The sequence below is a fragment of the Streptomyces deccanensis genome (assembly GCF_022385335.1).
Lineage (GTDB): Bacteria > Actinomycetota > Actinomycetes > Streptomycetales > Streptomycetaceae > Streptomyces > Streptomyces deccanensis.
This window is the reverse complement of the sequence record NZ_CP092431.1, coordinates 8,356,059-8,381,753: the sequence shown is the minus strand read 5'-3', so window position 1 is coordinate 8,381,753 and position 25,695 is coordinate 8,356,059. Positions and strand designations below refer to the sequence as shown.

25 protein-coding genes and 4 pseudogenes are annotated in these 25,695 nt (G+C 69.3%); 13 read left to right on the top strand and 16 right to left on the bottom strand.

Features of this window, described 5'->3' with window-relative positions; translation table 11 throughout:
* Positions 1 to 17: 17 nt before the first annotated feature.
* The 6 genes and pseudogenes from pucL to L3078_RS37025 form a co-directional block, all read right to left on the bottom strand.
* Positions 18 to 911 (bottom strand): factor-independent urate hydroxylase, encoded by an 894-nt coding sequence (gene pucL / locus L3078_RS37050; protein ID WP_239758344.1) that lies wholly within the window; start codon positions 909 to 911, stop codon positions 18 to 20.
* A gap of 2 nt (positions 912 to 913) precedes the next feature.
* Positions 914 to 1,327, bottom strand: coding sequence for a hydroxyisourate hydrolase (gene uraH / locus L3078_RS37045; protein ID WP_239758342.1), 414 nt, complete (start codon positions 1,325 to 1,327; stop codon positions 914 to 916).
* Positions 1,324 to 1,848, bottom strand: a complete 525-nt coding sequence (gene uraD / locus L3078_RS37040) for a 2-oxo-4-hydroxy-4-carboxy-5-ureidoimidazoline decarboxylase (protein WP_239758340.1) — start codon at positions 1,846 to 1,848, stop codon at positions 1,324 to 1,326. Before uraD ends, uraH begins: the two co-directional genes overlap by 4 nt.
* A 141-nt stretch (positions 1,849 to 1,989) precedes the next feature.
* Positions 1,990 to 2,358 carry a helix-turn-helix domain-containing protein gene (locus tag L3078_RS37035; protein WP_239758338.1) on the bottom strand — a complete coding sequence of 123 codons (369 nt, stop codon included), beginning with the start codon at positions 2,356 to 2,358 and terminating at the stop codon, positions 1,990 to 1,992.
* Positions 2,355 to 2,606, bottom strand: coding sequence for a YkoF family thiamine-binding protein (locus tag L3078_RS37030; protein ID WP_215450284.1), 252 nt, complete (start codon positions 2,604 to 2,606; stop codon positions 2,355 to 2,357). The genes L3078_RS37035 and L3078_RS37030 overlap by 4 nt, the downstream gene beginning before the upstream one ends.
* 329 nt (positions 2,607 to 2,935) lie before the next feature.
* A pseudogene (locus L3078_RS37025) lies at positions 2,936 to 3,079 on the bottom strand (IS5/IS1182 family transposase); the annotation flags it as partial.
* A 287-nt stretch (positions 3,080 to 3,366) separates the two neighbouring features.
* Between L3078_RS37025 and L3078_RS37020 the strand changes: the two are divergent.
* Entirely contained in the window at positions 3,367 to 3,960 is a 594-nt protein-coding gene (locus L3078_RS37020; RefSeq protein WP_239758336.1) for a CGNR zinc finger domain-containing protein, read from the top strand.
* Positions 3,961 to 3,995: 35 nt separating this feature from the next.
* Here L3078_RS37020 and L3078_RS37015 read toward each other — a convergent pair whose 3' ends face one another.
* A complete protein-coding gene (locus L3078_RS37015) occupies positions 3,996 to 4,844 on the bottom strand; it encodes an MBL fold metallo-hydrolase (protein WP_239758334.1) in 849 nt (282 codons plus the stop codon).
* 221 nt (positions 4,845 to 5,065) lie between these two features.
* On the opposite strand from L3078_RS37015, the gene L3078_RS37010 reads away from it, so the two are divergent.
* Together L3078_RS37010 and L3078_RS37005 are read left to right on the top strand one after the other, a co-directional pair.
* The gene (locus L3078_RS37010; protein ID WP_239758332.1) at positions 5,066 to 6,235 is read left to right on the top strand and encodes an alpha/beta fold hydrolase; all 1,170 of its coding nucleotides are present in this window, start codon (positions 5,066 to 5,068) and stop codon (positions 6,233 to 6,235) included.
* Between the two features lie 2 nt (positions 6,236 to 6,237).
* Positions 6,238 to 7,155 (top strand): alpha/beta hydrolase, encoded by a 918-nt coding sequence (locus L3078_RS37005; RefSeq protein ID WP_239758331.1) that lies wholly within the window; start codon positions 6,238 to 6,240, stop codon positions 7,153 to 7,155.
* Positions 7,156 to 7,577: 422 nt separating this feature from the next.
* Here the strand turns inward: L3078_RS37005 and L3078_RS37000 are convergent.
* From L3078_RS37000 to L3078_RS36990, 3 genes and pseudogenes are all read right to left on the bottom strand, one after another.
* A pseudogene (locus L3078_RS37000) lies at positions 7,578 to 7,958 on the bottom strand (nuclear transport factor 2 family protein); the annotation flags it as partial.
* Positions 7,959 to 8,268: 310 nt separating this feature from the next.
* A complete protein-coding gene (locus L3078_RS36995) occupies positions 8,269 to 9,201 on the bottom strand; it encodes a nuclear transport factor 2 family protein (RefSeq protein WP_239760616.1) in 933 nt (310 codons plus the stop codon).
* Between the two features lie 64 nt (positions 9,202 to 9,265).
* Positions 9,266 to 10,048 (bottom strand): MBL fold metallo-hydrolase, encoded by a 783-nt coding sequence (locus L3078_RS36990; RefSeq protein WP_239758329.1) that lies wholly within the window; start codon positions 10,046 to 10,048, stop codon positions 9,266 to 9,268.
* 257 nt (positions 10,049 to 10,305) lie between these two features.
* Between L3078_RS36990 and L3078_RS36985 the strand changes: the two genes are divergently transcribed.
* Positions 10,306 to 11,166 (top strand): helix-turn-helix domain-containing protein, encoded by an 861-nt coding sequence (locus L3078_RS36985; RefSeq protein ID WP_239758327.1) that lies wholly within the window; start codon positions 10,306 to 10,308, stop codon positions 11,164 to 11,166.
* 55 nt (positions 11,167 to 11,221) lie between these two features.
* Here the strand turns inward: L3078_RS36985 and L3078_RS36980 are convergent, their stop codons facing one another.
* Complete coding sequence (locus tag L3078_RS36980) at positions 11,222 to 12,073, bottom strand: MBL fold metallo-hydrolase (protein ID WP_239758325.1); 852 nt, start codon at positions 12,071 to 12,073, stop codon at positions 11,222 to 11,224.
* Between the two features lie 96 nt (positions 12,074 to 12,169).
* Here L3078_RS36980 and L3078_RS36975 point away from each other — a divergent pair, with 96 nt between their 5' ends.
* The 3 genes and pseudogenes from L3078_RS36975 (at position 12,170) to L3078_RS36970 (ending at position 13,984) form a co-directional block, all read left to right on the top strand.
* Positions 12,170 to 13,216, top strand: a complete 1,047-nt coding sequence (locus tag L3078_RS36975; RefSeq protein ID WP_239758323.1) for a helix-turn-helix domain-containing protein — start codon at positions 12,170 to 12,172, stop codon at positions 13,214 to 13,216.
* A gap of 139 nt (positions 13,217 to 13,355) precedes the next feature.
* Positions 13,356 to 13,685 (top strand): annotated as a pseudogene (locus L3078_RS45015) (AraC-like ligand-binding domain-containing protein); the annotation flags it as partial.
* Positions 13,686 to 13,699: 14 nt separating this feature from the next.
* The gene (locus tag L3078_RS36970) at positions 13,700 to 13,984 is read left to right on the top strand and encodes a hypothetical protein (RefSeq protein WP_239758322.1); all 285 of its coding nucleotides are present in this window, start codon (positions 13,700 to 13,702) and stop codon (positions 13,982 to 13,984) included.
* A gap of 234 nt (positions 13,985 to 14,218) precedes the next feature.
* Here the strand turns inward: L3078_RS36970 and L3078_RS36965 are convergent, their stop codons facing one another.
* Both L3078_RS36965 and L3078_RS36955 read right to left on the bottom strand, forming a co-directional pair.
* Positions 14,219 to 14,608 carry a RidA family protein gene (locus tag L3078_RS36965; RefSeq protein ID WP_239760615.1) on the bottom strand — a complete coding sequence of 130 codons (390 nt, stop codon included), beginning with the start codon at positions 14,606 to 14,608 and terminating at the stop codon, positions 14,219 to 14,221.
* A gap of 578 nt (positions 14,609 to 15,186) precedes the next feature.
* On the bottom strand, positions 15,187 to 15,885 hold the full coding sequence (locus tag L3078_RS36955) for a TetR/AcrR family transcriptional regulator (RefSeq protein WP_239758320.1): 699 nt from the start codon (positions 15,883 to 15,885) through the stop codon (positions 15,187 to 15,189).
* Positions 15,886 to 16,067: 182 nt separating this feature from the next.
* Between L3078_RS36955 and L3078_RS36950 the strand changes: the two genes are divergently transcribed.
* The 5 genes and pseudogenes from L3078_RS36950 to L3078_RS36930 all read left to right on the top strand — a co-directional run.
* Positions 16,068 to 16,550 carry a 2Fe-2S iron-sulfur cluster-binding protein gene (locus tag L3078_RS36950; protein WP_391803270.1) on the top strand — a complete coding sequence of 161 codons (483 nt, stop codon included), beginning with the start codon at positions 16,068 to 16,070 and terminating at the stop codon, positions 16,548 to 16,550.
* On the top strand, positions 16,547 to 17,545 hold the full coding sequence (locus L3078_RS36945) for an FAD binding domain-containing protein (protein WP_239758318.1): 999 nt from the start codon (positions 16,547 to 16,549) through the stop codon (positions 17,543 to 17,545). The genes L3078_RS36950 and L3078_RS36945 overlap by 4 nt, the downstream gene beginning before the upstream one ends.
* The gene (locus L3078_RS36940) at positions 17,542 to 19,785 is read left to right on the top strand and encodes a xanthine dehydrogenase family protein molybdopterin-binding subunit (protein ID WP_239758316.1); all 2,244 of its coding nucleotides are present in this window, start codon (positions 17,542 to 17,544) and stop codon (positions 19,783 to 19,785) included. Before L3078_RS36945 ends, L3078_RS36940 begins: the two co-directional genes overlap by 4 nt.
* Positions 19,786 to 20,021: 236 nt before the next feature.
* Complete coding sequence (locus L3078_RS36935; protein WP_239758314.1) at positions 20,022 to 21,155, top strand: XdhC family protein; 1,134 nt, start codon at positions 20,022 to 20,024, stop codon at positions 21,153 to 21,155.
* 50 nt (positions 21,156 to 21,205) lie between these two features.
* Positions 21,206 to 21,331, top strand: a pseudogene (locus L3078_RS36930) (CoA-transferase); the annotation flags it as partial.
* A 42-nt stretch (positions 21,332 to 21,373) separates the two neighbouring features.
* Here the strand turns inward: L3078_RS36930 and L3078_RS36925 are convergent.
* A complete protein-coding gene (locus L3078_RS36925) occupies positions 21,374 to 22,783 on the bottom strand; it encodes an aldehyde dehydrogenase family protein (RefSeq protein WP_239758312.1) in 1,410 nt (469 codons plus the stop codon).
* A 159-nt stretch (positions 22,784 to 22,942) separates the two neighbouring features.
* Here L3078_RS36925 and L3078_RS36920 point away from each other — a divergent pair, with 159 nt between their 5' ends.
* Positions 22,943 to 23,608 carry a TetR/AcrR family transcriptional regulator gene (locus L3078_RS36920; protein WP_239758311.1) on the top strand — a complete coding sequence of 222 codons (666 nt, stop codon included), beginning with the start codon at positions 22,943 to 22,945 and terminating at the stop codon, positions 23,606 to 23,608.
* A 69-nt stretch (positions 23,609 to 23,677) separates the two neighbouring features.
* Here L3078_RS36920 and L3078_RS36915 read toward each other — a convergent pair whose 3' ends face one another.
* Together L3078_RS36915 and L3078_RS36910 are read right to left on the bottom strand one after the other, a co-directional pair.
* Positions 23,678 to 24,622: an alpha/beta fold hydrolase gene (locus L3078_RS36915; RefSeq protein ID WP_239758309.1), complete on the bottom strand. Its 945-nt coding sequence runs from the start codon at positions 24,620 to 24,622 to the stop codon at positions 23,678 to 23,680.
* Positions 24,623 to 24,812: 190 nt separating this feature from the next.
* A complete protein-coding gene (locus L3078_RS36910) occupies positions 24,813 to 25,424 on the bottom strand; it encodes a CGNR zinc finger domain-containing protein (RefSeq protein ID WP_239758307.1) in 612 nt (203 codons plus the stop codon).
* Between the last annotated feature and the right edge of the window lie 271 nt (positions 25,425 to 25,695).

Below are 25,695 nucleotides of genomic sequence, written 5' to 3'. Positions count from 1 at the left end.
AAGTCGCTCGGGATCTCTCAGAGGTTGGTGAGGTCGGCCGGGATCCGCGCCTCGCAGCCGTCCCGCAGGACGGTGGCCTCGATGAGGCCGTAGGGGCGGTCGGCGGCGAAGTACACCTCGTTGTCGTTCTTGAGGCCGAACGGGGCCAGGTCCACCAGGAAGTGGTGCTTGTTCGGGAGGGAGAAGCGGACCTCGTCTATCTCCTCGCGGTGGTCGATGATCCGCGCGCCCATCTGGTAGAGGGTCTGCTGGAGCGAGAGCGAGTACGTCTCGGCGAAGGCCCGGAGCAGGTGCTGCTTCACCTGCGCGTAGGACGCCTCCCAGTCGGGGGCCGGCTGTTCGTCGTCGGTCCAGTTGAAGCGCCAGCGGCCGGAGACGTCGGTGGCGAGGATGCGGTCGTGCGCCTCGGGCAGGGTCGTGTACTTGTCCTTGACGTAGCCCCAGAACTCGGAGTCGGTCGAGTTCATGACCGTGAGGTCCTTGAGGCCGGAGACGACCTCCCACGCCGAGCCGTCGTAGGTGACCTGGGTCAGCCGGGTCTCCTGGCCCGCGCGGACGAAGGAGTGCGCGCCCTCGCCGCCGTGCTCGACGCGCTCCCACGCGTACTGCTCGATGCGGATGCGGGCCCGGTGGATGGCCGGCTGGGAGGTCACGAAGTGCCGGGCGAGGTGGATGCCGAACTGCTCGGCGGAGTCGATGCCGTGCTCCTTGGCGAAGGCGTACACCGTGTTCTTGGTGGTGTCCGTCGGCAGGACGTTCGCGTTCGAGCCCGAGAGGTGAACCTCGTCCATGTCGCCGCTCAGCGACACCGAGACGTTGAGGTCCTTGATGTGGTGGGTGGCACCGTCCCGCGTGATGCGTACGACGCGGTTCTCGGCCTTGCCGTACTGGTTCGGTCCAAGGATGGGCATAGCTAGCTCCCTCGATAAACGGAGTAGCCGAACGGGTTGAGCAGCAGCGGTACGTGGTAGTGCTCGCCGGGCGTCACCGCGAAGGTGATGACGACCTCGGGGAAGAACACGGCACCGCTGTCCCGGTTCGCGGGGGCGTCCTGCTGCGCATCGGCTTGCGTCCGCACGGGCTGTGCGGCGGTCTGTGCGAGGTACGGCTCGACCTCGAAGTCGAGGCGTACGTGGGTGGTGCCCTCCGGCAGGGCCGGGAGGTCCTTGCAGCGGCCGTCGGCGTCGGTCGCCGAGCCGCCGAGGGCCTGCCACTCGGCCTCCCGTCCGGAGCGGGCGGCGACGCGGACGGCGACGCCGGCGGCGGGGCGGCCGACGGAGGTGTCCAGGATGTGCGTGGACACCGAGGCGGTCGTACGGGTGCTCATGAGCGGGCTTCCTCTTCGACGTCGACGAGCCGGGCCAGGCGGATGCGGTTGATCTTGCCCAGTTCGGTGCGGACGATCTCGCGTTCCCGCTCCGGCGCGTTGCCGATCCGGTCCCGGACGGCGTCGCGCATCTGCTCGCCGGTCCGGCCGGTGGCGCAGATCAGGAAGACATGGCCGAACTTCTCCTGGTAGGCCAGGTTCAGTTCGAGCATCTCGGCCTTGAGCGCGTCGGAGGCGCCGGCCATGCCGCGCTGCTCACGGGCCGAGGTGGGGTCGCCCGGCTTCGGGCGGCCGATCGGCGGATGCCCGGCCATCGCCTCCGCCAGATCCGCCTCGCCCAGCTCGGCCATGGCGGCGTCGCTGGCGGCGAGGAGGTCCTCGACGGCGGTGTAGGGGCGGCCGGCGAGCAGTCTGCGCCCCCATTCCGCCGAGGCGCACGCCTCGTGGAGCGCGGCGGCGGCCGCGTGCTCCTCCAGGGCGTTGAAACGGGCGAGGCCCGGTGTCGAGGAACGCGAAGTCACGGGAGCCTCCGTCGCCGTGGTGCTGGACTGGCTACGGCAAGCTAACGCCCCGCGACGACACCGCGTCAACAGTTTGTTGAAAAATCGCGGTTACGGCGAGGGCGCCGCGACCGCGACCGCCCGGCGGGACGACGTCGCCCCTCAGGCCTCTTTCTCGCGGTTGAGGTAGTTGTAGACGGTGAAGCGGCTGACACCGAGGGCGGTCGCGACGGTCTCCACGCCGTGGCGCACGGAGAAGGCCCCGCGCGCCTCCAGGACGCGTACGACCTCCTGTTTCGCCTTGCGGTCGAGGTCGGCGAGCGGCCGGCCCTTCTGGCGCTCCATCGCGGCGAGGATGTGATCCAGCGACTCGGCGAGCTGCGGCAGCCGTACGGCGACGACGTCGGCGCCCTCCCAGGACAGGACGACGTCGTCGGGGCCGGCCTCGCCGGGCGGCAGTATGAGTCCGCCCATGGCGTCGACCAGCGGCTTGACGGCCGCGACGAAGCCCTCGTCGCCGGCGCCGGTCACTCGCCGCCCTCCCCGATCACGTTGACCTGGAGCGAGATCCGAGTGGCGCCGGACTCCAGGGTCCGGCGCAGCAGGGCGTCCACGGCCGTGAGCACGGCGTCGGCCCGCCCCTCCGCCGTGTTGCCGAACGGGCCGACGTCGACCGCGTCCAGATCGGCCGCCTCGACGACCTCCCGCGCCACGAGCGCGTGCGCCGGGGCCTCGTCGAGATCGAAGGGCTCGGTCGTGAACTCCACTCTCAATCGCACTATGCTCCCATGGCGTCGCTGACCTGCACATTCTCTTGATCCTCCGACCAAGAGGGCACATCCAGGGCACATTCCCCCGTCAGGGCGCTGAACGCCCGGTCCACAGCCGCCCTGGCTCGTTCCTCCGACTCAGGGAAGAGATGGCTGTAGACGTTCAGGGTCATCGCGGCGTTGGTGCGCCCCAACCGCTCCGACACGACCTTAACGGACTCCCCTGCGGCTACTGGCAGAGATGCGTAGGCATGCCGTGGGGCGTGGGGCCCGGCACCCTTGGGGAACTTGACCTTGGCGATGGCTGGACGCCAGATCTCGCCCTTTTCATTTTGGAGCATGCGGGCGCAGACGTGCTCGACCCGGGCGCGGTCGTGCTTGTGGGACCTACTGTGGCCCTCTTTCCAGTCCGGGAGTTCGGTCTGGCCGCGCTGCCGACGGTGCGGGATGACCAATTCGGTGCCCGGGTGGCCGCCGTCGGCGCTTCCCGGCACCGCGCTCGCCGCGTGCCGCCACGCGTTTCGGGCATCGCGCGACGTCTCAAGCGATTTCACATGGTCGGCCCGCGTGGTGACAGTGCGCGACGATCGGCGCCATCTGACGTAGGCATAGCCTCTGAGCGTGAAGTGCAGCGCCCCCGCTCTTACGGTCACCGCACTGTGCCGCGCACTCGCCAGCGCGTCGAACGCACGGCGTCGCCGTTAGGGTCCTTCTCGGCGGCGATCCCGTTCTCCTCGCCAATGAAGACTGGAGCTAATAAGCTATGCCTATGTCTGAACTCGCGAGCGAGCGCTACACCGACCGCCTCGCCACCGGACCGCTCATCCTCGTCCAGGAGGTCTTGAACACCCGCGCCGCCGGCAAGCCCGCGCTTCAGGACCTGCTTTCGACGCCGGATTCCGCGACGTCTTGGCTCGCCGGCGCGCTGGACGAATGGAGTCGACGTACGGGGGCGGAGGCGCCGGCGATCGAAGTCGATGAACCGGGGCTGGTGCGGCTTCAACAGCTGCGCGCGTCGCTGCAGATGACCGTGTCGGGTGCGGTGCGCGACACTCCGACCCGATCCGCGCCGAAGGGGGTGAGCGGCGCGCTCGAGGTGCGGATCGACGCCGATGGTGTCTTCTCGGTGGCGCCGCGCGGCAAGGACGTCCCGTGGGTCGTCGCGGCCGTGCTCAACGAGATCACGAACGCCCAACTGACGGGGACGTGGCGTCGTTTGAAGATGTGCCGTAACCGGGTCTGCTCGGTTGCGTTCTACGATGGCACGAACCCCAACAACGGCGCCTGGCATGACGTGCGCATCTGCGGTAACGCCGTGAACCTTCGGGCCTCGCGGGCCCGTCGGGCGGCCGCGAGCGCGTAGCGCGCCGCAGGCCGACCGACCGTCGCTCCGACTACTCAGCCTTTGGCTGCCCGGCAGGAGCCCCACAGCGCACCGGGATTGATGCGGGACGGGTGACGCTCCAGCATGTACTCGTAGAGTTCGAGGGTGCTGCCGGTGCGACGCACCCCGCTGTTGAAATCGAGGATGTAGCGTCGGGTCTCCTCGATGTGACGCGGATCGTCATCGGCAGCCGGATCCTTGTGCCCCGCGACGATCGCGGTCGGCCCCAGCGCCTCGACCGTGTCGAGAGCCCTCAGCCACTCGGCTCGCCCGTCCGCGTCCGATTGGGCGAGCATGAGGTGCACGTTGTTGTAGATCACGTCGCCCGCGACGACCAGCCCCAGGTCGGGAACATGCAGGCAGGTCGTGTTGTCGCAGTCGGTGTGCCCCAGGCGGACCGGACGGACCTCCGCCCCGCCCACCGTCAGGACCTCCTCCGCGAGCGGTTCGGCGAGCACCAGGTGCTCAGGGAGCTGGCCGGGGAACCATGCACGCCAGACCGCCTTGAGAACCTCGGGCGAGGACTGGTGGGCCATGTCCTCGACGACCTCGGGCAGCGCGAAGGCGCGCGCGCCGGGGTACTGCTCCAGAACGGCTCCGAGACCGAACCAGTGGTCGCCGTGGCCGTGCGTGACGTACACGCTCGCCACAGGGGCGTCACGCTCACCGAGCCAACGCAGCAGGTCCTTTGACTGCGCGACCGTGAAGAGCGGATCCACCAGCAGCGACTCTCCCCCGTTCGAGATCAGGACGCTCGACGTCGGTGACCAGCGACGCTCCCCCTGATCGGGCGGCACGTCGGCGTTGGTGGTCGGCATGCCGTCCTCGACGTGCACGGCGTAGGTCAAGGCGTTCGACGTCATGGGTGGACTCCTCGGATTCTCGGGTGGTCGCTTCCGCTCTGGGCCGGAACGCGGAGTGAGCCGGAAGGACCAGCCCTCATTCCGCCACTCACCGAGCGATGACATTGACGTAAGCATAGACCCTATGCTTACGTCATAGCGCTCGCGTCGGCCGAGAATCTCGAGAGCCGCTGACTTTCGGTTCGTCGCCGCAAGAGAGCGATCGTCAAAGGAGACACGAGATGAACAGCCCAGCGACGCACGCACCGACCGCGGTGCTCGTCCACGGATACCTGGACGACGGCCCCATCTGGAACAGCGTCCGCACCGTCCTCGACGAGCAGTCGATCCCCTCGATCGCGTTCGAGCTCGCCGGCATGGGTGCGCGCGCTTCAGATCAGGGGCCGTTCACGCTCGCCCGCTGGGCCGACGACCTCGAGTCCGTCGTGCGCGCGACGGAGGGCCCCGTCGTGCTCGTCGGCCACAGCATGGGAAGTCAGATCGCCGAGCTCGTCGCCGCCCGCCTGGCCGATCAGGTGCGCTCGCTCGTCCTGGTCAACCCGATCCCGCTGGCGGGCACCCACCTGCCCCCGGAGCAGATCGCCCCCTTCCAGGCACCGGATCTCGGACTCGACGCGCAACGCGCCTTCCGCAGTGCGCTCGCCACCGCGTTCCCCGCCGAGGAGAACGACCGGCTCGCCCAAGTGACGCTGCGCGTCGACCCGTCGACGATCTCCGACACGGCGACGGCATGGAACAACGGCCACCCGGACGGACAGCAGCCCAGCAAGTTCCACGGGAGCGTCACCGTCCTGCGCGGCGAGAACGACCCCTTCGTCACGGAAGAGATCGTCTCCGCGTATGTCGCGCCCCGCTTCCCCGGCGCCGCCACGCAGACGATCGCCGGCGCGGGTCACTGGGCGCACGTCGAGAACCCGGCGGCGGTCGCCGCCGCCATCACCTCGGTCATCGAGGCGTCGAACTCCGCCGACGACCGTCCGGCCGAGGCCTGGACGAGTGCGTTCAAGCAGCGCACCCAGGAGTCCTTCGGGCTGGCGCTCTCGCCGAACGTGCGGATGGAGGCCAGCGCGCTCGCCAAGCCGGTCGAGCGCAAGGAGCACGTCGAGGCCCTCATGACCGCGGTGAGCTCCGTGTACGAGCGGCTCGAGTTCGTCCGGAAGGCGCAGGACGGCCCGCGGACGTATCTGGAGTGGGAGGCCGCCGCGTTCGGCGGCTTCGAGATGAAGGGGATCACGATCCTCACGCGTGATGACGAAGGGCTCATCACCGAGATCGCCATCCACCACCGGCCCATCGGCGCCGTGCTGCAGATCAACGCGAAGGTCGGGGGACCCCTCATCGAGGCCGGCCTCATCCCCGCCGAGTACTTCAAGTTCACGGAAGGCGAATGACCATGACAGAACGCATCGACGTGGAGTTCACGGCGGACGGGGGCGTGACTCTGCGCGGCTGGCTCTACCTGCCGGACGCCGAGGGCCCCCGCCCCGCGATCACGATGGCGCACGGATTCGGCGCCAACCGGGAGATGGGCCTCGACCCGTACGCGCGCAAGTTCGCCGACGCCGGGTTCGTGGTGCTCGTCCACGATCACCGCACGTTCGGCGCCAGCGACGGCGAGCCCCGCAACGACGTCGACCCCTGGCGTCAGATCGCGGACTGGCGCCGCGCGATCAGCTTCCTGGAGGCCCGGCCGGAGGTCGACGAGGACCGCATCGGAGTGTGGGGCTCGAGCTTCTCAGGCGGTCACGCGATCGTTCTCGGCGCGACCGACGTGCGGATCAAGGCCGTGGTGTCGCAGGTGCCCACCATCAGCGGATTCGAGCAGTGGCAGCGCAAGGTCCCGCCGGACCGCATCGCCGCCTTCGAGCTCGCCCAGGCCGACGACGAACGCGCCCTGGCCGCCGGCGGTGAACTGCGCTACCAGACCTCCATCGGCGACGATCCAACCGACCCGGCCCTGTACAACAGCCCGGACGCCGTGCGCTTCTACCACGACCTGGTTCCCCCGGGCCGCGAGCACAACACGGTGACGTTGCGCTCCAGCCGGGCCGCGCGGCTGTACGAGCCGGGCGTATGGATCGGCCGGGTCTCGCCCAAGCCACTCATGATGATCGTCGAGACCGGCGAGACGGTGGTCCCGGCCGACATCCAGCTGGCCGCCTTCGAGCGAGCCCTCGCCCCGAAGGAACTGGTGCTGCTGCCCGGCGGTCACTTCGACGCCTACAAGGTGCACTTCGAGGAATCCAGCGGCGCCGCGCTGTCGTGGTTCCACACTCACCTCGACCCGGTCCCGGCCTCAACCGGCTCGTGAGACGGAGGCGGTTCCAGCTGGTGCTGGAACCGCCTCCCCAGGCGGGTGACCGCCGCCGCTTCTCTCCCTGGCGGAGCGCTTCCGGAACGTGGCAGCCACGTTCACACTCCACCTGACCCGTTCACCGCCGCCGTGTGTGTACCGGCGCGGACATGCCGAAGACCCGTCGCAGGCGGCGGCTGTAGCGCTTGGGACGGTGCAGTTTGGAGTGCTCGCGCCGGCATCTGAGGCGCGCCCGCGACGCACGCGGTCGGCGAGCATCCGCAGGACAGCCGGTTGGCGAGCGGAGTGCCTCGGAGGCGGCCTGTTTCTCCAGGCTCTGACCGCATCGCCGACACCCCGCGGCTAAACCGGCGTCAGCCGTCGTTTCCACTGACGGACTTGACCTCTGCCTATTGCACGAGATCCAGCTGGCCCGATCGTCACGGCGTGCCGATGGCGACGTCTTCGGTCGCACCGAGCCGGCGATCGCCTCGTAGGTGAGCGTGTCTCCGTTGGGGCCCTGGCTGTTGCGCCGGACTACGCCGTCGTCGACGCCAAAACCAGAACAGGCCGTTGTCGCGCGGCAGGGTGTCCGGGATGGCGGGGACGATGTCCCGGCGCTCGGCGAGCTTGCCGTCGGCGACACGGAACAGGTCGAAGGCGACCATCGGGTCCGGACCGAAGCCGTAGTAGACGCCGTGGACCGCGACCAGGTCGCCCTCGGCGCTGACCCGGGCGACCTCGTGACGGACGTCGTCGGTGAGTGACCCGATCAGCCCACGCAGTCCTTCGGGGCCGTCGGGCGCGGCCGAGCTGTGCCGGCGGTAGTCGGCGGCGACCCACCGGTCGACGGCGGTGACGTCCCTGTCGCCGAAAAGCTCCCGACGGCCAGGAGCACGCCGATGGGAGGCGCCGCCGACGCGGCGGGCACGGCGCCGGTGCTCCCCATGAGGCCAGCGACTGCGGACCTACATCACCGACCTGGCGGATTGCTTTCCGTCGTCGGCCCCACCCGTGAGCCGCAGCGGCCGTGATCCGGCGTGGTGGAAGCGGGATCCCGCCGCCCGGCGAGGAACCTACTGGAACACAAAGGGGCGTCCGGACGTTGAACGCCCCTCAGATTCAACAGATTCAGAACATCGTGTTGCCGTTGGCGGAGGTGGCCGGCACGTCCTGCAGCACGTCCCAGTGCTCGACGATCTTCCCGCCCTGTACCCGGAACAGATCCACGACGGCCTGCCCGCGCTCGCCGGGCGCGTTCACGTAGTGACTGTGGACGGCGACCAGATCCCCCTCGGCGACCACGCGCTTGCGGGAGACGGCCAGCTCCGGGAACGCCCCGAAGTACGCCCCGAGCCCCTCCCGCGCACCGGCCGCACCATCCGCGATGCCGGGATTGTGCTGGTGGTACCCGGCGCTCCAGTACGTGTCGAGGGCGGACAGATCCTTGTCGACGATGAGCCGGTCGAATGCCTTGATGACGAGCTTCCTGTTGGAGGCGGTGAGCGAGCGCGGACCAGGTTGTCCGGTCTGCGGCCGGCTGATGGTGGAGAACATGTCGTTGCCGTTGACACTGCTGCCGGGGACGTCCTGAAGCACGTCCCAGTGCTCGGCGATCTTGCCGTCCTGGAACCGGAAAATGTCCATGACGGCCGAGCCTCGACTTCCCGGCGTCAGTACGAGGTTGGAGTGCACCACGACGAGGTCGTTCTCGGAGATGACCCGCTTGACGTCGTACTTGGTGTCGGGGAACTGCTGATGCAACCCGGCAGCGAAGTTCTTCAACGCCTCGGGGCCATCGGACGCGAGGGGGTTGTGCTGGATGTAGTCGGCCCGCACGAACCTGTCCACGACCGTGGTGTCACCCCGCTCGAACGCTTCCTTGAGGACGCGTACGGCAACGGTCTTCTGGTGGTCGAGCCGGGCGCCGTCGACGTGCCCGAAGGCGTGACCCGCGCTGACGGGCGACGAGGCGAAGGCGGGCACGGTCGCGGCGCCCAGCAGGGCGGACGTGGCGACCGTGGCGAGGAGGATGCGACGGGTGGCCGTGCGCCGGCCGGACATGCGGGAAGTCACGATGTTCTCTCTACAGGGATGTGGGCGCTGTGCTGGAAGGTCGGAGCGGACTTCAGCTCTTGGGGCCGAACATGTAGGCGTTGGCGACGTCGATGAGAGCTGCGCCCTGGTAGGCGGGGTAGCGCTCGGTGATGGCCTTCTTGTAGGCGTCGCCGTCGTCACCGAGCAGTTCCCGGCCGGAGTTGACGTAGTCGGTGAGCTCGGCCCAGACGGCGGGGGTGGTCGGCTCGCCGTGGCCGGGCAGGATGGTGTCGTACTCGGTCTCGGCTGCGAAGCGGTCGATGTTGGCCTGCCAGCCGTCGAAGTCCTTGTCCAGGAACCACAGGTGGGTGTGGTTGTAGACGACGTCCTGAGCGACCAGGACACCCTGCTCGGGCAGCTTGATCACGAGGGTGGTGTGGATCTCGCCGCCGGTGACCTTCTCGAACACGAACGGGATGCCGTCGACGACCTCGGTGCCCGGGATGATCTCCACGGTCGGAGTCATGTCGGCGAGCGGGATCGCGGCGCCGGTGGGCAGGTCCGTCTTGGCGCCCATGGCGACGATCTCCGCGGTGGTCTCCGGCAGCGCGTGCACGGGGACGCCGAAGCGGGCCGCGCCCTGGTAGTGGTCCGGATGCGCGTGGCTGATGACGAGGCGGTCGAGCGGCTTGCCCAGGCTCTTGGCGTAGGCGACGACCTCGTCGGCGTAGGCCAGGACGAACTGCGCGTCGACGGCGATGATCCGCGACGGCGTCTCGATCAGCTGGGTGGTGACGCCCAGGCCGTCCTCGGGCGAGACGTAGCTGTGGATGCGGACCTGGCCCTTGTCGATGACCGTGAGGGTGCCGTGCATGACTGTGCTCCTGTCGGACTGCGGATGAGTGGTGATGAGGGGACGCGGGGAGGGCGGATCGCTGATGGCCGGCTCACGACCGACCATCGGCCGCAACGGACACGGCCGGCTTTTCCATCCCCACGGGCCCGCGCCCCTGGAACAACTCCATACTGGGACGGAACCGGAGGTCGTGCGAGGTACGCTGCGGTCTCGTGATGGTCCACAGGCGACAAGCGGGGCAGAAACCCGGTCGACGGGAGACGGGCCTGCCGAAGGTGGCTTTCCAGCCTCCGGCCGGAACCCCGGCGGGCATCGAGGTCATGACCCTGGCCGACTTCCGCGACCGCATCCGTGACTGGCCCTGGCACATCGCCACCCCGCACCGGCAGGACTTCCATACCCTGATGCTGGTCACCGCCGGCACCTTGCGCCACCGCGTCGACTTCACCGGATACGTACTGCCGCCTGGTTCCTGGCTGTGGATCAGGCCCGGCCAGGTGCACCAGTGGCAGAACCCTGAGCAGGCCGAGGCCGTCCTGATCTTCTTCCAGGAGGAGTTCGTCGCCCCCGAGACCGCAGAACTGGCCGGACTCGGCACCGGCTCCGCCCCGATGCCCTTGTACAGCCCCGATCCTTCGGAGGCCCCCGTACTGGCAGCCGCGGCCGAGCAACTGGCCGCGGACTTTTCCCAGTGGGACCGCCATCCGCTGCCGGTGCACACCGCCCTGTTGCACCGCCTGCTCGACGTCGTGCTGCTGCGCCTGGCCCACCTGCGGCAGCACGACCAGGCCGCGGAATCCGTCCCCGAGCCCTTCCTGCGCTTTCGCGACGCTGTCGAACGAGGTTTCTCCCGCACCCATCGCATCGACGACTACGCCCGCGAACTCGGCTACTCCACCCGCACCCTCACCCGCGCCACCCAGGCCGCGGCGGGCCTCAGCGCCAAGGACTACCTCGACCAGCGCCTCGTCCTGGAAGCCAAGCGACTCCTCGCCCACGGCACAGAGCCCGCCTCCACCATCGCAGCCCACCTCGGCTTCACCAGCGCCACCCACTTCGGCAAGTTCTTCCAGCGCCACACCGGCCAGACCCCCCTGGCATTCCGCGCCTCTCAACGTGCGTCGCCGCCTGCGTAGCCGCTCACGCCACTGCTGTGCAAGGCGAGGGGCTGCAAGGTGGGGTGCCTCGGCCTCAGCCTCCGAGCACCTCCGGCGGCACTCCGAGTTCCTTGGGTCCGACGAGTCCGAACGAGGGGCCTCGGGTGAGCCAGAGCAGCATGGGCAGGGCACGGTCGGGGTGTCGGCGGCTCATTTCGCGGGCGATGTCGGCGACGGGTACCCGTGGCCTGGCCACCTCCTGGTAGTCCTCCAGCCAGGCACGGGTGTCGTCGAACACCTCTTCCCCGCCCACCGGGCCATGGCCCGGGACCACGATCCGGTGTTCCCCGAGCGCCTGGACCTGGTCCAGGGCGGTGAGCCAGGACGCGGGGTTGTTGGTGTCCGCCATGTAGCAGTGAGAGTGGTGGTTGAGCAGGTCCCCGGCGATCACGGCTTGCGCGTCGGGCACGTGGAAGGCGGTCGCGTGCACCGTCTCGGCCACCGGGAGGTCCACGAACACCACTGCGTGCCCCTCCAGGGAATAGCTGTCCCCGGTCAGCGGCTCGGGCACCGGCATCTCGTCCGGGATCTGGTCTCCGTATGCTTCCTGCCAGTGCAGGCGCTTGGCCGGCCACTCCAGGATCCCGTCGATGACGCCCTGCCGGGCCAGGATCCGGGCGTCGGGGAAGGCGGAGGCGATCTCGCCCATGCCGCCGTAGTGGTCCGGGTGCGCGTGGGTGATGAAGGCCGCCTTGAGCTGCTTACCGCTGTCACGAACGCGGTCGGCGAGTTCGCGTGCCTCGTCGATGACGAACTGCACGTCGATCAGGATCGCGTCGTGCTCTCCGCTGATGAGGACGCAGTTCGGCGACAGAGCCGCCTCCGAACCCGCGAACACATCAAAACGAAGCCCGTTCCGCTGCTCCGAGAAGATATTGGTGATCATCGGTCACTCCTCTCTGAACGGCCCTTTTCGCGCCACTCCCTGCGTGGCATCCTCTGAGCCGTGCGGTCACGCTAAGGAAACCTGGGAATCCATGACATGACTGGGAGCGCGCCGTTTCCGGCACCACAGCGCAGCGACGACGCCGGTGCGGACGCCGAGCGGCGTTTCACCACGCTCGGCCTGGACCATGACCCGTGGGACTACTGGAACGAGGTGACCCGTACGGCGTTCGTCGCCATGCGCACGGCCGCACTGCCCGACACGGTCCCCGTCCCAGGCAAGCACAGCTTCGCCGCATCCGCTGTCGCCCAGGTGACGGGCGGGCTGCTGGTCAGCACCATGCGGGCGGATCCGCATGAGGCCGCTCGTACGCCTGACCTGGTCAGGAGGGCGGCGGGAGAGGACTTCTTCCTGACGCTGCTCACCGAGGGATCGGCCAGGCTCCAGCAAGGCGACCACGCCGCCGAGGTGGGATCGGGCGACTTCGCTCTCGTGGACAGTGCCCACCCCTACGTGTTCCGCTTCGATCGCCCGTTCCGCTCGGTGGTCCTTCAGATACCCCGCGCGATGCTCACCTCCCGCTGCGCCGTCGCCGAGCACGTCACCGCCGTGCCGTTCCGGACCGCGCGCGGCACGGGCGCCTTCGTCAGTCCCGTCCTGCGCGCCCTGGCCGAACAGGGCCATGACCTCGGTGAGGCGACGGCCGCGTCCTTCATGAGGAACCTTCTCGATCTCCTGGCCACCGCGTGTGACGCTCTGGGCTCGGACGTCTCAGGGAGAGCGAGTGCGGCCGTTCATCGACGTGATCTTCGCCGGGCCAAAGCCCACCTCGCCGACCGGCTCCACGACCCCGGCCTGACGCTGCTGGCCGCCAGCCATGATCTGGGCTTTTCACTGCGTTATCTGCATGCGCTGTTCCGCGAGGCCGACACCACACCGCGCGCATGGCTCTACGCCCTGAGACTCGACCGCGCCCGCGCGATGCTGTCGGGGGCCGGACACGACGCGCAGAGCATCAGCGGCATCGCGCTGCGCGTCGGGTTCAAGGACGCTTCCCACTTCTCCCGGGCGTTCAAGTCCCGCTTCGGGACCAGCCCCGCCACCTACCGCAGGACGACGGTCGTGCCGCCGGGGCACGCGTAATCCTTTTCGGGTCTGGCCAACAAGGTGCTGACCGACCCGCGAGCGTGACCTCGGGCTGACGCCGGGCAGGCCTAATAAAAAGCCGTACGCCACGGCGGCGGCCGAGCAGTGTGTCACCGACATCGATGAGGCGCGGTCCGTGGGCACGGATCTGTATCACGCGCATGATCTCGACGTTCTCGGCGACCGGAGCCGCTTCGCTCTGCGGCTCGAGGCGGTCCGTGTCGGATCGCTCACCGTGGGGTGGCTGTCCTACGACACCGAGGTCCGGGTCGAGGCGACCGCGCCGGAGTCCGCCTACCAGGTCAACGTGGCCTGCACCGGCAGCGTGCTGACCTGGTCGGGCGAGGACCGGATGGTGGCCTCGCCGCTGCGGGCGGCGGTGTACCGCGCGGACCGGGCGCACGCGTTGCAGGGATGGGACCGGCCGTGCCGGACCTTCGGGCTCAGGATCGAACGCGATTTCCTGGACCGGCGGTTCGGATGGTTCGCCGGCGCACCGACGAGTGGGGCACCGACTACGCCGCGCAGTTCACCATCGGCCTGCGGGAGATGCACCACATCGGCCTCTTCCTCTACGACACCCACGACCCGAATTCCCGTCAGGAGACCCTCGACCTGACCAGGCTCCTGATCCGCGACAACTGGGGCGACGGCGCCCTGCTGAAGTTCCACGAGCGCGTCAAGGACGCCCTCGACCCGCGCGGCGTCATCGCCCCCGGCAAGTCCGGCATCCGGCCCGAACGCTTCCGCGGGCAGAGCCACTGAACGGGCACGGCGGACGGGTGCGCGCGGAGTGGCCGCGAGGGTGGCGCACGCCCGCCCGCCGGGGCGGCGTGGCCACTGCCTCAACCGTGCGGCCGCCCCGTGCGACAGGGGCCGGCCGGGCTGGAACGTCGGCAGTGCGTCGACTCTCCTGAGATTCTTCGCTTGATGTCGCCCGTTACCATCCCTGACCTGCGGTGGTAACCCGTCCAACCGCCCGGCCACAGCCTCACCGGGTCAGCAAGGGATTATGGCGAGGGCTTCCACCTCCAGCATGAGCTCCGGCCGGTACAGGGCGGCCACCTGCACTGCGGTGCTGGCAGGCGGACGCGCGGTGTCGATGTGCGCGTCGCGGGCCGCCCGTACCTCCGGCAGTATGGCGACGTCGGTGACGTAGTAGGTGAACTTGGCGACGTCGGCGAACGTTGCGCCGCCTGCCGCCAGGCAGCGCCGCAGGTTCTCGAAGACCTGACGGGCCTGGGTAGCCGCGTCGCCTTTCCCGACCACATTTCCCTGTTCGTCCAGTGCGACCTGCCCGGAGATGACGACCAGTCGGCCTTCGCCCACAACCACATGGCTATAGCCGTTCCCTGAGGCGACCCCGTCTGGCGAAATGTGGGTGAGCATGGTCTCCACTGACTCATCTGACACAGGTGGCCTCCACGAACGACGGGTAACGAGACAACGGTATACGGCACCAATTCCGTCCACTTCAGCGCGCGTTGGGTCATGGGCTCAACGTGCGCCGCGTCTGAGCTGCGTGCATCGTGGAAGGCCCGGCAAGAAGTGATCTTCGAGCGAAGCCGCCTTTGCCCCAGGCATCGCCGCGGCTCTGGGCTGGGGCACGCGACATCACGCGACGAATCCCAGTAACTGGGGTACTTCATCCGACCCGCGTCGGAGACCAGCGTCGTTCTTCGCCGAAGGAATGGCTTCGGTGGGGCGTGCAGGGGGTGCGTGCCGGCTTGCGTCGCAGCCGCGGGATGCGGGAGTCCATGCGGGCTCCTCTCTCGTGTCGCCCGTGATCTACCGCGCGGCGCAAGAGAGCAACCTGCGAGCAGGACTCACTTTCGCAGTAGCTGGAAGCCGGCCCGGCCGAACATCTTGTGCTTGAGCATCTTGATCCGGGTGACGTGCCGGCGCCAGAGATGGTGGCGCGGGCGGGGTCTCAGCCACCGCCCGGCTGTCGGCTCGACGGAGGCTGATCAGGACTTCCGCTCTCCCTCGCCGGCGCCACGCTTTTCGACCGCGTAGCCGTCGAGGAACAGCTTCACCGCGCGCTCGATCGTCGCCGCGATCTCCTCTTCGGTGATCGTCTCGCCGAGCAGCATGCGCTCGCCGAGTTCGCCGTAGGTGAGCATCCTGAACTGGCCGCACGCGACCTCGGGGTCGGGAATCGCCAGCCTGCCGGCCCTGACCTGCCCGCGTAGGTATGTCTCGAGCGTCGAGCGCATCACCCCCATCGCTGTCTTGGGGATCTCCGCGAGCTGAGGGAGGCGATCGACCTCGCCGATGACGAGCCGGTAGATGGCCACTCCGCGTGGGGTCATCCAGTCGCGGGCTATATGCATCGCGAACCTGGTCAGCACTTCCTCGGGTTCGCCGGTCATGGTCGTCTTGGCGTCCAGCATGGCCGTGCATGTCCGCGCGGCGAGGTCCTCGACCACGGCGACGAGCAGTGCGTCCTTGGTCGGGAAACGGGCGTAGATGGTCTTCTTCGACACCCCGGCGTCCTGTGCGATGCGCGAGATCCTGGCCTCGGAGAACCCCTGTGTGACGAACTCGTCGCAGGCGACCGACATGAGGTGGCGCATGCGCGCCGCGAGCGCGGCCTGCGGCGGCCGGCCCGGACTGACACCTGCTGGTCGTTGCCGTTTCGAGTTGGCGGACTCTTCCGTCGACATGGCTCCAAGACTGACACACCGCCGGAGTCACGGAAGCCACGGGATTGACAAAGGAACTGCTGGTTCCTTTAATCGTCAAGCACTGGCGTGGCCGCTTCGTAGACCCTGCGTCGCAACGGCACCCAAGGGCTGGCGCCCCCCGCTGTCGGCCATCGATCCTCACCTCCAAGGACGTGACCCCATTGCCCGAGCTGCGACTGCGGATCAACGGCGAAGACCACATCGCGGACGTCGCGCCGCAGGTCAGCCTGCTCGACGTGCTCCGTGAGCACCTGTGGCTCACCGGCACCAAGAAGGGCTGTGACCAGGGAGCCTGCGGCGCCTGCACGCTGCTGGTCGACGGTGCGCGCATCGTCTCCTGCCTGGCGCTGGCGGTGCAGTACGAAGGAAAAGAGATCACCACGATCGAGGGCGTCAGCCATCCACTGCAAGAAGCCTTCGTCCGCCACGACGGCCTGCAGTGCGGATACTGCACACCGGGCCAGATCTGCTCGGCGGTCGGGATGATGAGCGAATACGCCGCCGGCGCACCGAGCGCTGTCACCGAGGGGCTCACCGCCGAAACACTGACGCCCGCGGAGATACGCGAGCGGATGAGCGGCAACCTGTGCCGCTGCGGGGCCTACAACGGCATCGCCGAGGCAATCCAGGAAGTCGCGTCATGAAGACATTCAGCTACCTCAGCGCCCAGGACGTCGACGCCGCCCTGCAGCGCATCACCGCCGAACCCGGCGCCAAGTTCCTCGGCGGCGGCACCAACCTCGTCGACCTCATGCGTGAAGGCATCGAGGCGCCCGAGACGCTCATCGACATCACCCGGCTGCCGCTCGACGGCATCGAGGAACTCCCCGACGGAGGGCTGCGGATCGGTGCCCTCGTACGCAACAGCGCCCTGGCCGCCCACCCGGTCGTGCGCAGTCGCTATCCGTTCCTCTCCCAGGCCATCCTGCTGGGGGCCACCGGACAGATCCGCAACATGGCCACGGTCGGCGGAAACCTCCTGCAGCGCACCCGCTGCCTCTACTTCTACGACGAGGCCTCGGCATGCAACAAACGTGAGCCCGGCGCCGGCTGCTCGGCCCGCGAGGGCTTCAACCGTGGCAACGCGGTGCTCGGCACGAGCGACGACTGCGTCGCCACCCATCCCTCGGACATGGCCGTGGCGCTGGCCGCGATCGACGCCGTCGTGGAGGTCCGCAGCAGCCGCGGCGCCCGGCGCATCGCGCTGACCGAGTTCCACCGCCTACCGGGCACGACACCGCACCTGGAGTCCGAGCTCGCACCCGACGAGCTCATCACCGCGATCGTGCTTCCGCCGCTCCCGATCGCCGCCCGGTCGCACTACCGCAAGGTACGTGACCGGGCGTCGTACGCCTTCGCCCTCGTCTCGGTCGCCGCCGCGCTCCAGGTCGCCGCCGACGGCCGCATCGCGGAGATCCGACTGGCGCTCGGCGGCGTCGCCACCAAGCCGTGGCGGGCACGGATCGCGGAAGAGCTGCTGCTCGGCGCCGAAGCGACCGACGAGAGCTTCGCCCGGGCCGCCGCCGCCGAACTCGCCCCCGCTCTACCGCTGTCCGGGAACGCGTTCAAGATCGACCTGGCCCAGCGGACGGTCGTGGCCGTGCTCCGCAAACTCACCACGGATCGGAGCGCATCGTGACCACCCCCGCCAAGACCCACATCGCCCCCGGCACGGACGCGTCCGTGCCCGTCGGTGGTGCGGTCGGCCACCCCGTCGACCGCCGGGACGGCCGAGCGAAGGCGACCGGCACGGCGCGGTTCTCCGCAGAGCACCGCTACCCGGATCTCACATACGCCACGCTGGTGCATGCCACCATCGCCCGCGGCACGATCACCCACATCGACACGGCCGCCGCGGCCGCGGTCCCCGGCGTCGTGGCGGTTCTCACCCACCTCAACGCGCCGAGGATCAAACCACCTCGGAAACCCAACATCGTGCGGGACCTGGGACCCGACGTCTCGGGAACCGACGTCGACTATCTCAACACCGACCAGGTCTTCTGGGACGGCCAGCCGATCGCCGTGGTGATCGCCACGACCTCGGCCGCCGCGAACGAGGCCGCCCCACTCGTCGAAGCGACCTACGACAGGCTGCCCGCGCGGGTGGACTTCGCCACCGAGCAGAACGACGCCACCCCGGCCAAGGGCGACCTCACCTTCGCCGGGGTGGCGAAGAAGGGTGACGCCGAGGCAGCGCTGGCCGCCGCGGAAGTCTCGGTCGACCTGCGCTACACCACGCCAGGCCTGCAGCACAACGCGATCGAGCCGCACGCGACGGTCGCCGTCTGGGACGGTGACCATCTCACCGTGCACGACACCACCCAGTCCATCACCCAGAGCCGCCGCTACCTGGCCTGGCGGTTCGGTGTGCCGGCGTCCCACGTCCGCGTCCATGCCGAGTTCCTGGGAGGCGGCTTCGGCGGGAAGTTCGCCGTCTGGCCCGGCACGGTCATCGCGGCGATGGCGGCCAAGGCCGTCGGGCGGCCCGTGCGCCTGGCGCTGACCCGCACGGCCGTCAACCGCGCCACCGGCGGGCGTACCGCCTCGACCAACCGCATCGCGCTCGGCGCGACCCGCGACGGCCGGCTCACCTCGCTGATCCAGGACAGCATCACCCGCATCGGCTCGACCGGGGGCCAGTTCGAGCCGACCGGCTCACCGGCGCGGCACCTCTACGGCGCCCAGAACATGCTGACCCGGCAGGACCACGCCGTAATGGATCTGATGCCGAACACCTGGCTGCGCGCCCCCGGCGAGGCGATCGGCACCTTCGCGCTGGAATCAGCCATGGACGAACTCGCCTACGAGCTGTCCATGGACCCGATCGCCCTACGGATGCGCAACGAACCCGAGACCGACCCGACCAAGGGCAAGAAGTTCTCCCAGCGCATGCAGCGGGAAGCCTTCGAGAGGGGTGCCGAACGCTTCGGCTGGGCGGACCGCGACCCCGAACCCCGCTCCATGCGGGACGGCGAGTGGCTCGTCGGGATGGGCACGGCCGCCGCCTTCCACCCGGTCCTGCGCCTGGTCGCCGACGTCAAGGTACGGCTGAGCGACGACGGCAGCGCGCTCGTGCAGTGCGGTTTCCACGAGATGGGCATGGGCGCCGCGACCGTCCAGGCACAGATCGCCGCGGACGCGCTCGGCATCGACTACGAGAAGGTCCGGGTCGAGTACGGAGACTCGGCCCTGCCGTCCGGTCCGATGGCAGGCAACTCCAACCAGACGGCGACCGTGGCCACCAGCGTCCTCGCCGCGTGCGCCGAGCTGACCCGCAAGATCACTGCGCTGGCCCGGCGTACGGGCACGACTGGTCAGGAACCGGCGGCCGCCCTGCGCGCGGCGGGCACCCCGTTCCTCGAGGCCTCGGTAGGGTCGGCGACCCGGCTGGGCGAGCTGCGGAGTCAGGGGCGCTTCCTGTCCACCTTCCTGAAGGACCAGCGCCGGTCCAAGGCCGCCCGCGGCGCGCAGTTCTGTGAGGTGCGGGTGAACGCCGACACCGGCGAACTGCGGATCTCGCGCTGGCTCGGCATGTTCGACGTCGGCCACATCATCAACCCCAAGACCGCCGCCAGCCAGCTTCGCGGGGCCGTGGTCATGGGCATCGGCATGGCGCTGTCGGAGCAGAGCCTGATCGATCCCCGCAACGGGCGCACCATGAGCGCCGGACTCGACTCCTACTACGTTCCCGTCCACGCCGACATCCCCCCGATCGACGTCGACTGGCTCGACGAACCGGACAGGACGATGCCCCTGGGAATCATCGGGCTGGGCGAGGTCGGCACGACCGGGGTGGCGGCAGCGATCGCGAACGCCGTCTTCCACGCCACCGGTCGGCGCGTACGGGACCTACCGATCACCTTGGACAAGGTGCTGTGACCGGCGCAGCCTTGCTCCACCGTCCGGCTCGAGCGCCGCACCACTGCCGTCGTCGCCTCGAACGAGACCCGCGGCCTCGAGCCGGACGACGGAATCGGGACGCCGCGACCATGCCGCTTCCCGGCCGACCGGCAGCTCTCTGACGCGGTGCTCAGCCGAGAGCTTTCGACAACGCCCCTCTTGGCTCACCACGTCGGCCAACAGGCCTGATCGCACTGTCCTGTTCAGGAGACGACATGTTGGACATCGCCCAAGAGCTCAGCGACTGGGCCGCTCGCGGGCGCGATTTCGCCGTCGCCACGGTGGTGGCCGTCACCGGCAGCGCACCGCGCCCGGCCGGCGCCACCCTCGCCGTCGCCAGCGACGGCACGGTCATCGGTTCCGTCTCCGGCGGATGTGTCGAGGGCGCCGTGTACGAGTTGTGTCTGCAGGCACTCCGGGACGGCGCGCCGGTCCTCGAACGCTTCGGATACAGCGATGCGGACGCCTTCGCCGTCGGCCTGACCTGTGGCGGCATCATCGACATCCTGGTCACCCGGGTACGTGCCGGGACGGCGGACGCCGACGTTGTCGCGGCGGCGCTGGCCGAGGCCTCGGCCGGCGCGCCGGTGGCGCTGGCCCGCATCGTCGACGGGTCCGGCGAGCTGACAGCGCGGCCCCTTCTCGTACGGCCTGATGGTTCCCACGAGGGCTCCCTCGGCGGCCGCCCTGCGCTGGACGCCGCCGCGGCCGCCGCGGCCCGCGCCATGCTTGACGCAGGCCGGACCGGCACCATGACCATCGCCGAGGGTGGCTCGCACTGCGAGGGCCCAGTCACGTTGCTCGTCGAATCGAGCGTTCCACCTCCCCGCATGATCGTCTTCGGGGCGATCGACTTCGCCGGCGCGCTGGTGCGGATCGGCAAGTTCCTCGGCTACCGCGTCACGGTCTGCGACGCCCGCCCCGTGTTTGCCACAGCCACCCGGTTCCCGGAGGCGGACGAGGTCGTCGTCGACTGGCCCCACCGCTTCCTGGAGACCGCCGACGTCGACGGCCGAACCGTGCTGTGCGTGCTGACCCACGACGCCAAGTTCGACGTACCCCTGCTCCGGATCGCGCTGCGGCTACCGGTCGCCTACGTCGGCGCGATGGGTTCACGCCGCACCCACGAGGACCGCACACGACACCTGCGTGCGGCCGGAGTCACCGAGCTCCAACTGGCCCGCCTACGCTCGCCGATCGGCCTGGACCTGGGCGCCCGGACACCGGAAGAGACCGCCCTGGCCATCGCGGCGGAAATCGTCGCCGACCGGCGCGGCGGCAGCGGCATGCCGCTGACCGGTACGGACGGCCCGATTCACCACGACGCGAGCGTGTTCACCCCTGCCTGACGCGCGACCAGCGGTCCTCGAAGCGGCCCATGAGCGCCACGCCCACGAACCAGGTCGCGCAGAACGGCGACTTGGCCAACTGGGCCATCCCCGGCAAGCTGGTCAAGGGCATGGGCGGCGCCATGGACCTCGTCCACGGAGCCCGGCGGGTCATCGTGCTCTTGGAGCACGTCGCCGAGGCCTGGCGTTGTTGACACGCTCTTGCTCGCTGGTCCGGCTCACGTGATGCGTCGCAGGATGCGGTCCTTGCCGCGGGTGTAGGGCGGAGTGGCCACGCCCAGTGTGTCGGGCTTGAGTGGCTTGTCGAGGACGGCCTTGATGTGGCTGAAGGTGTCCAGGGAGTACGAGCCGTGGTAGCGGCCCATGCCGCTCTCGCCGACGCCGCCGAAGGGCAGGTCGAGCGCGCCGAGTTGGAGGAGCGAGAGGCCGAAGACCAGGCCGCCGGAGGAGGTCTCCGCGGTCAGGCGCCGCTTGGAGCGCTTGGAGGCGGTGAAGGCGTACAGGGCCAGCGGCTTGTCCCGTTCGGTGATGAAGGCGATCGCCGCGTCCAGGTCGGGGACCCGGACGATGGGCAGGATGGGGCCGAAGATCTCGTCGCGCATCACCGGGGAGTCGGGGTCGACGTCGGCGAGCACGGTCGGGGCGATGTAACGGGTGTCGCGGTCGTGGTCGCCGCCGACGACGGTCCGGCCGTCGTTCAGCAGCGCGGCCAGTCGGTCGAAGTGGCGCTCGTTGACGATACGGCCGTAGTCGTTGCTGCGGGCCGGATCGGTGCCGTACATCTCGTGGACCGCCTGCGTCAGGTGCGCCTCTATCTCGGCGCCCGCCTCACCTATCGCCAGCACGTAGTCGGGTGCGACGCAGGTCTGGCCCGCGTTCATGAACTTGCCCAGGGCGATGCGGCGGGCGGCCGTGGCGAGGTCGGTGCCGGGTTCGACGACGGCGGGGCTCTTGCCGCCCAACTCCAGGGTGACCGGGGTGAGATGGCGGGCCGCGGCGGTCATGACGATGCGCCCGACCGCGCCGTTGCCGGTGTAGAAGATGTGGTCGAAGCGCTGTTCCAGCAGGGCGGTCGTCTCCTCCACGCCTCCCTCGACGACAGCCACGGCCTGCGGGTCCAGGACCCGGGGCAGCCAGTGGGCGAGCACGGCCGAGGTCGCGGGGGCGACCTCGCTGGGCTTGAGGATGACGGCGTTGCCGGCGGCCAGGGCGCCGATGACCGGCGCGAGCGCCAGGTTGACCGGGTAGTTCCAGGGGGCGATGACCAGCACGACGCCCAGCGGCTCACGCACGGTCCAGGCCCGGGACGGCATCAGCGACAGGGGCACGGAGGCCCTCTTCGGACGCAGCCACCGGTCGAGATGACGCAGGGTGTGGTCGATCTCCCTGACGAGGAAGCCGATCTCCGCCATGTGGGACTCGGTCGCGCTCTTGCCGAGGTCGGTGTGCAGCGCCTGAGCGAACGTGTCCTCATGCTCCGTCAGCAGCCGCCTCAGCGCCTGCAGTTGCTGCTTGCGCCAGGCGACGGGCTTGGTGCGGCCGGTGTTGAACGTGGCACGCAGTCGCGCGACGGTGTCCGCCGCAGGGGCGATGTCCGGCTGACCGCCGGTGAGTGCGTTGGTCTTCATACCCAGAAGCATATACGAAACGAAAAGCTTTCGTTTCGTTTGCTTGTACACTGGTCGTGTGACCTACCGCACCCTTACTCGACGTTCCGTACGGCAGCCCGACCATCCGGTCCGCTCCGTCACCCACGCGGCCCGCCGGATCTCTTCGGGAGCCGCCCGATGACCGGGGCCCAGGCCCGTCGGGGACGCCCCCGCGATGCCTCTCTCGACCGTGCGCTGCTGGACGCGACTCTGGCCGTTCTGACCGAGAGCGGTTACAGCGGGCTCACCACCGCAGCCGTCGCGGCCCGGGCCGGAGTGTCCACCGCGACTCTCTACCGGCGGTGGCCGTCCAAGGAGGTCATGGTCGTCGACGCCGCCGCCGCGTACGCCAAGGAACTCACGGCGCAGCCGGACACCGGCACCCTCGAAGGTGACCTGCGTGCCCTGCTCCGGGACAAGGCAGCTTCGCTGACCGGCAGCGAGGGAGGGGTGCTGCGCACCCTGATCGGGGAGGCCGCGTACAGCCCCTCCCTGGCCGAGGCCCTCACGAACGCCTTCATGGAGCCCGTGCGCCAACGCATGGAGGAGATGACGCAACGCGCCGTGGACCGGGGTGAGATCCCACCGGTGGAGCACGCCGAGCTGCTCGGCGATCTGGTGATCGGTCCCATGATGAGCAGGTTCTTCCTCACTCCCCTGCCGCCGAGCCAGGTCGACGCCGCCACCGCGGAGCAGACCGCCGACCGCATGCTGCGCTTCCTTCTGCGCGCCTTCGGACACCAGGGGCACGGTGGCGAGCATGGGACGAGTGACGCGCACGCCCGCCAGGTCAGCGGCCCGTGAAGTCGACTGGCGCTGGCGGGCGCGGTCCATCAGCCGGGCATGTTCGGCCAGAGAAGCATGAGTGATGGCTCAGTTGTTCAGAAAGCTCAGGATGTGATCGGCGACCGTCCTGGGCTGCTCAAGGTGGAGGAAGTGCCCGGCGCGGGGTACGACGACGCGTTCGAGGCCGTTCTTGAACACGGCGTCCATGCCGTCGCTCACCTCCACGGAGAAGCAGTTGTCGTCGGCCCCGTGGAGGTAGAGCGACGGGACGGTGATGGCACCGCTCGCCCGGGCCTCCAGGGCTCGCGACGCCTCATCGGCGGGGGGTGAGAACAGCTGGCGGTAGTAGCCGAGGATCTCGGTCAGGACTCCCGGCGCACGGAGGGTTTCCTTGAGCGCGGCACGTTCCGCCTCCGGCAGCTCGTAGCCGGGTGACCACTCCCGCCAGAGCCGGTCGATGAAGGCGAAGTCATCGAGCGCGACGGCCGGCTCGGCCAGGGCCGTCTGGAAGAAGAACATGTACCAGCTGCGTCGCTGCTGGTCCCCGTCGGTGAGCCAGGCGGTTCGCAGTTGCGGCCCGTACGGAACCGCCATGCCGACCAGCTTGCGCACGCGTGTCGCGTCGAGGCCGGCCGCCGCGTACGCCGCCCGGGCGCCGAGGTCGTGACCGACGAGATCCGCCCGATCACGCCCCAGCGCCTCGACCAGATGCAGGACGTCCTGCCCGGTCGCCGACGCGCGATAGGAGCCGTCGGGCGCCGCGCCGTCCGGCCAGTATCCGCGCTGCGCGGGAGCGACCGCCCAGTAGCCGTCCTTCGCGAGGCGGTCGAGCATCCCCGCCCAGGAGCCGGCATGGTCGGGGAAACCGTGGAGGCACAGGACGAGCGGCCCGCTCCCTGCCTCCAGGATCGGTACGTCCAGTCCGCCTGCCTGAATCGTCCGACGGCGGATACCGTCACCTGCGGCGAATCCCTCTGTCGTCGACTCCTTGCCGGACGGATGCGTCGGCGGTCGCTGCGTCTCGGGTGCCATGCGTTCAACCTCCAGGCCGCTGTCGCGGCGTCGCGGGCCGGCCTTTCGCCGGAGCCCTCCCCAGGAGGCAACAACCGTATGACTTTCGCTTATTTCAACACAAGAGAAATCCGTGCTCACATCGAAAGGAGCAGAATCACCATGCCGATTTCGCTGGAGGCCCGGCCGGGCGACCGACCCGGGAGGACTTCTACAACCCGGTGGTACGGACCCGCTGCCGGGCCCGGTGGGCACGCAGGTTCTCGGGGTTGCCGCAGGTCTTGGTGGAGTGCCATACACCGCTGTTGTTGCGGGAGCGGTCGAAGAACGCCGTTGTGCAGCGCGTATTGCGGCAGATCTTGAGTCGGCGCCAGGTGTCCGCCTGCTGAGCCTGGAACACCTCGAGGAGCACCAGGGCGGCCACATACCGCCAGCCCTGGCCGCGAGGCTCCAGGACAGCCCGTCCGTTGCGGTCCATCCGCACGGCCGCCGCCGCGACATGAACGGTGGGCGCGACGGTCTGGTCGTCGGCGTCCGCGCCGCCGTCGTTTCGTGAGGCGAGAAGCCGCCGCAACTCTGCACGCAGGCCGCGCAGTTCCTCTAGATCGCTCTCGGTGAGATGCACCTGTGCGGCAGCCTGCCCCCTCTCCTGCGCCCAGCAGGCCAGCGCCTGATCGACCCAGGCCTGCGCGTCACCGAGGCCGTCCAGGAGATCCGCCGCCCGGGGCCGGCCGGCGGGGATGGTGTTGAGCAGGTCGTGCACGAGCGCCAGTCCGAGCGGCGCCGGATCGACCTCGTACCGCGTGGACGCGGACCACACCATGCCCCTGCCTCGCCTTCGCTGGCCGTTCGGCTCTACCGACGTGACCGTGACCGTTTGGCCACTGACTCAGGGTACGGCACCGCCGCCCCCTTGAAGTGAAAGTAGCTAAAGGCGTAAGGTCCTTTCATCTTGATGGGCAACGCAGCCACACGAAGGGTGTCGTTCATGAAACTCGTCCGGCCCCAGAGCTCCAGGAGGCTCTCCCTGCCGCCGAGGGACTGGGCGGCGCTGCCGTACGGTCGCGCTTCCCGACGTACGGGCTGTCGTCGCG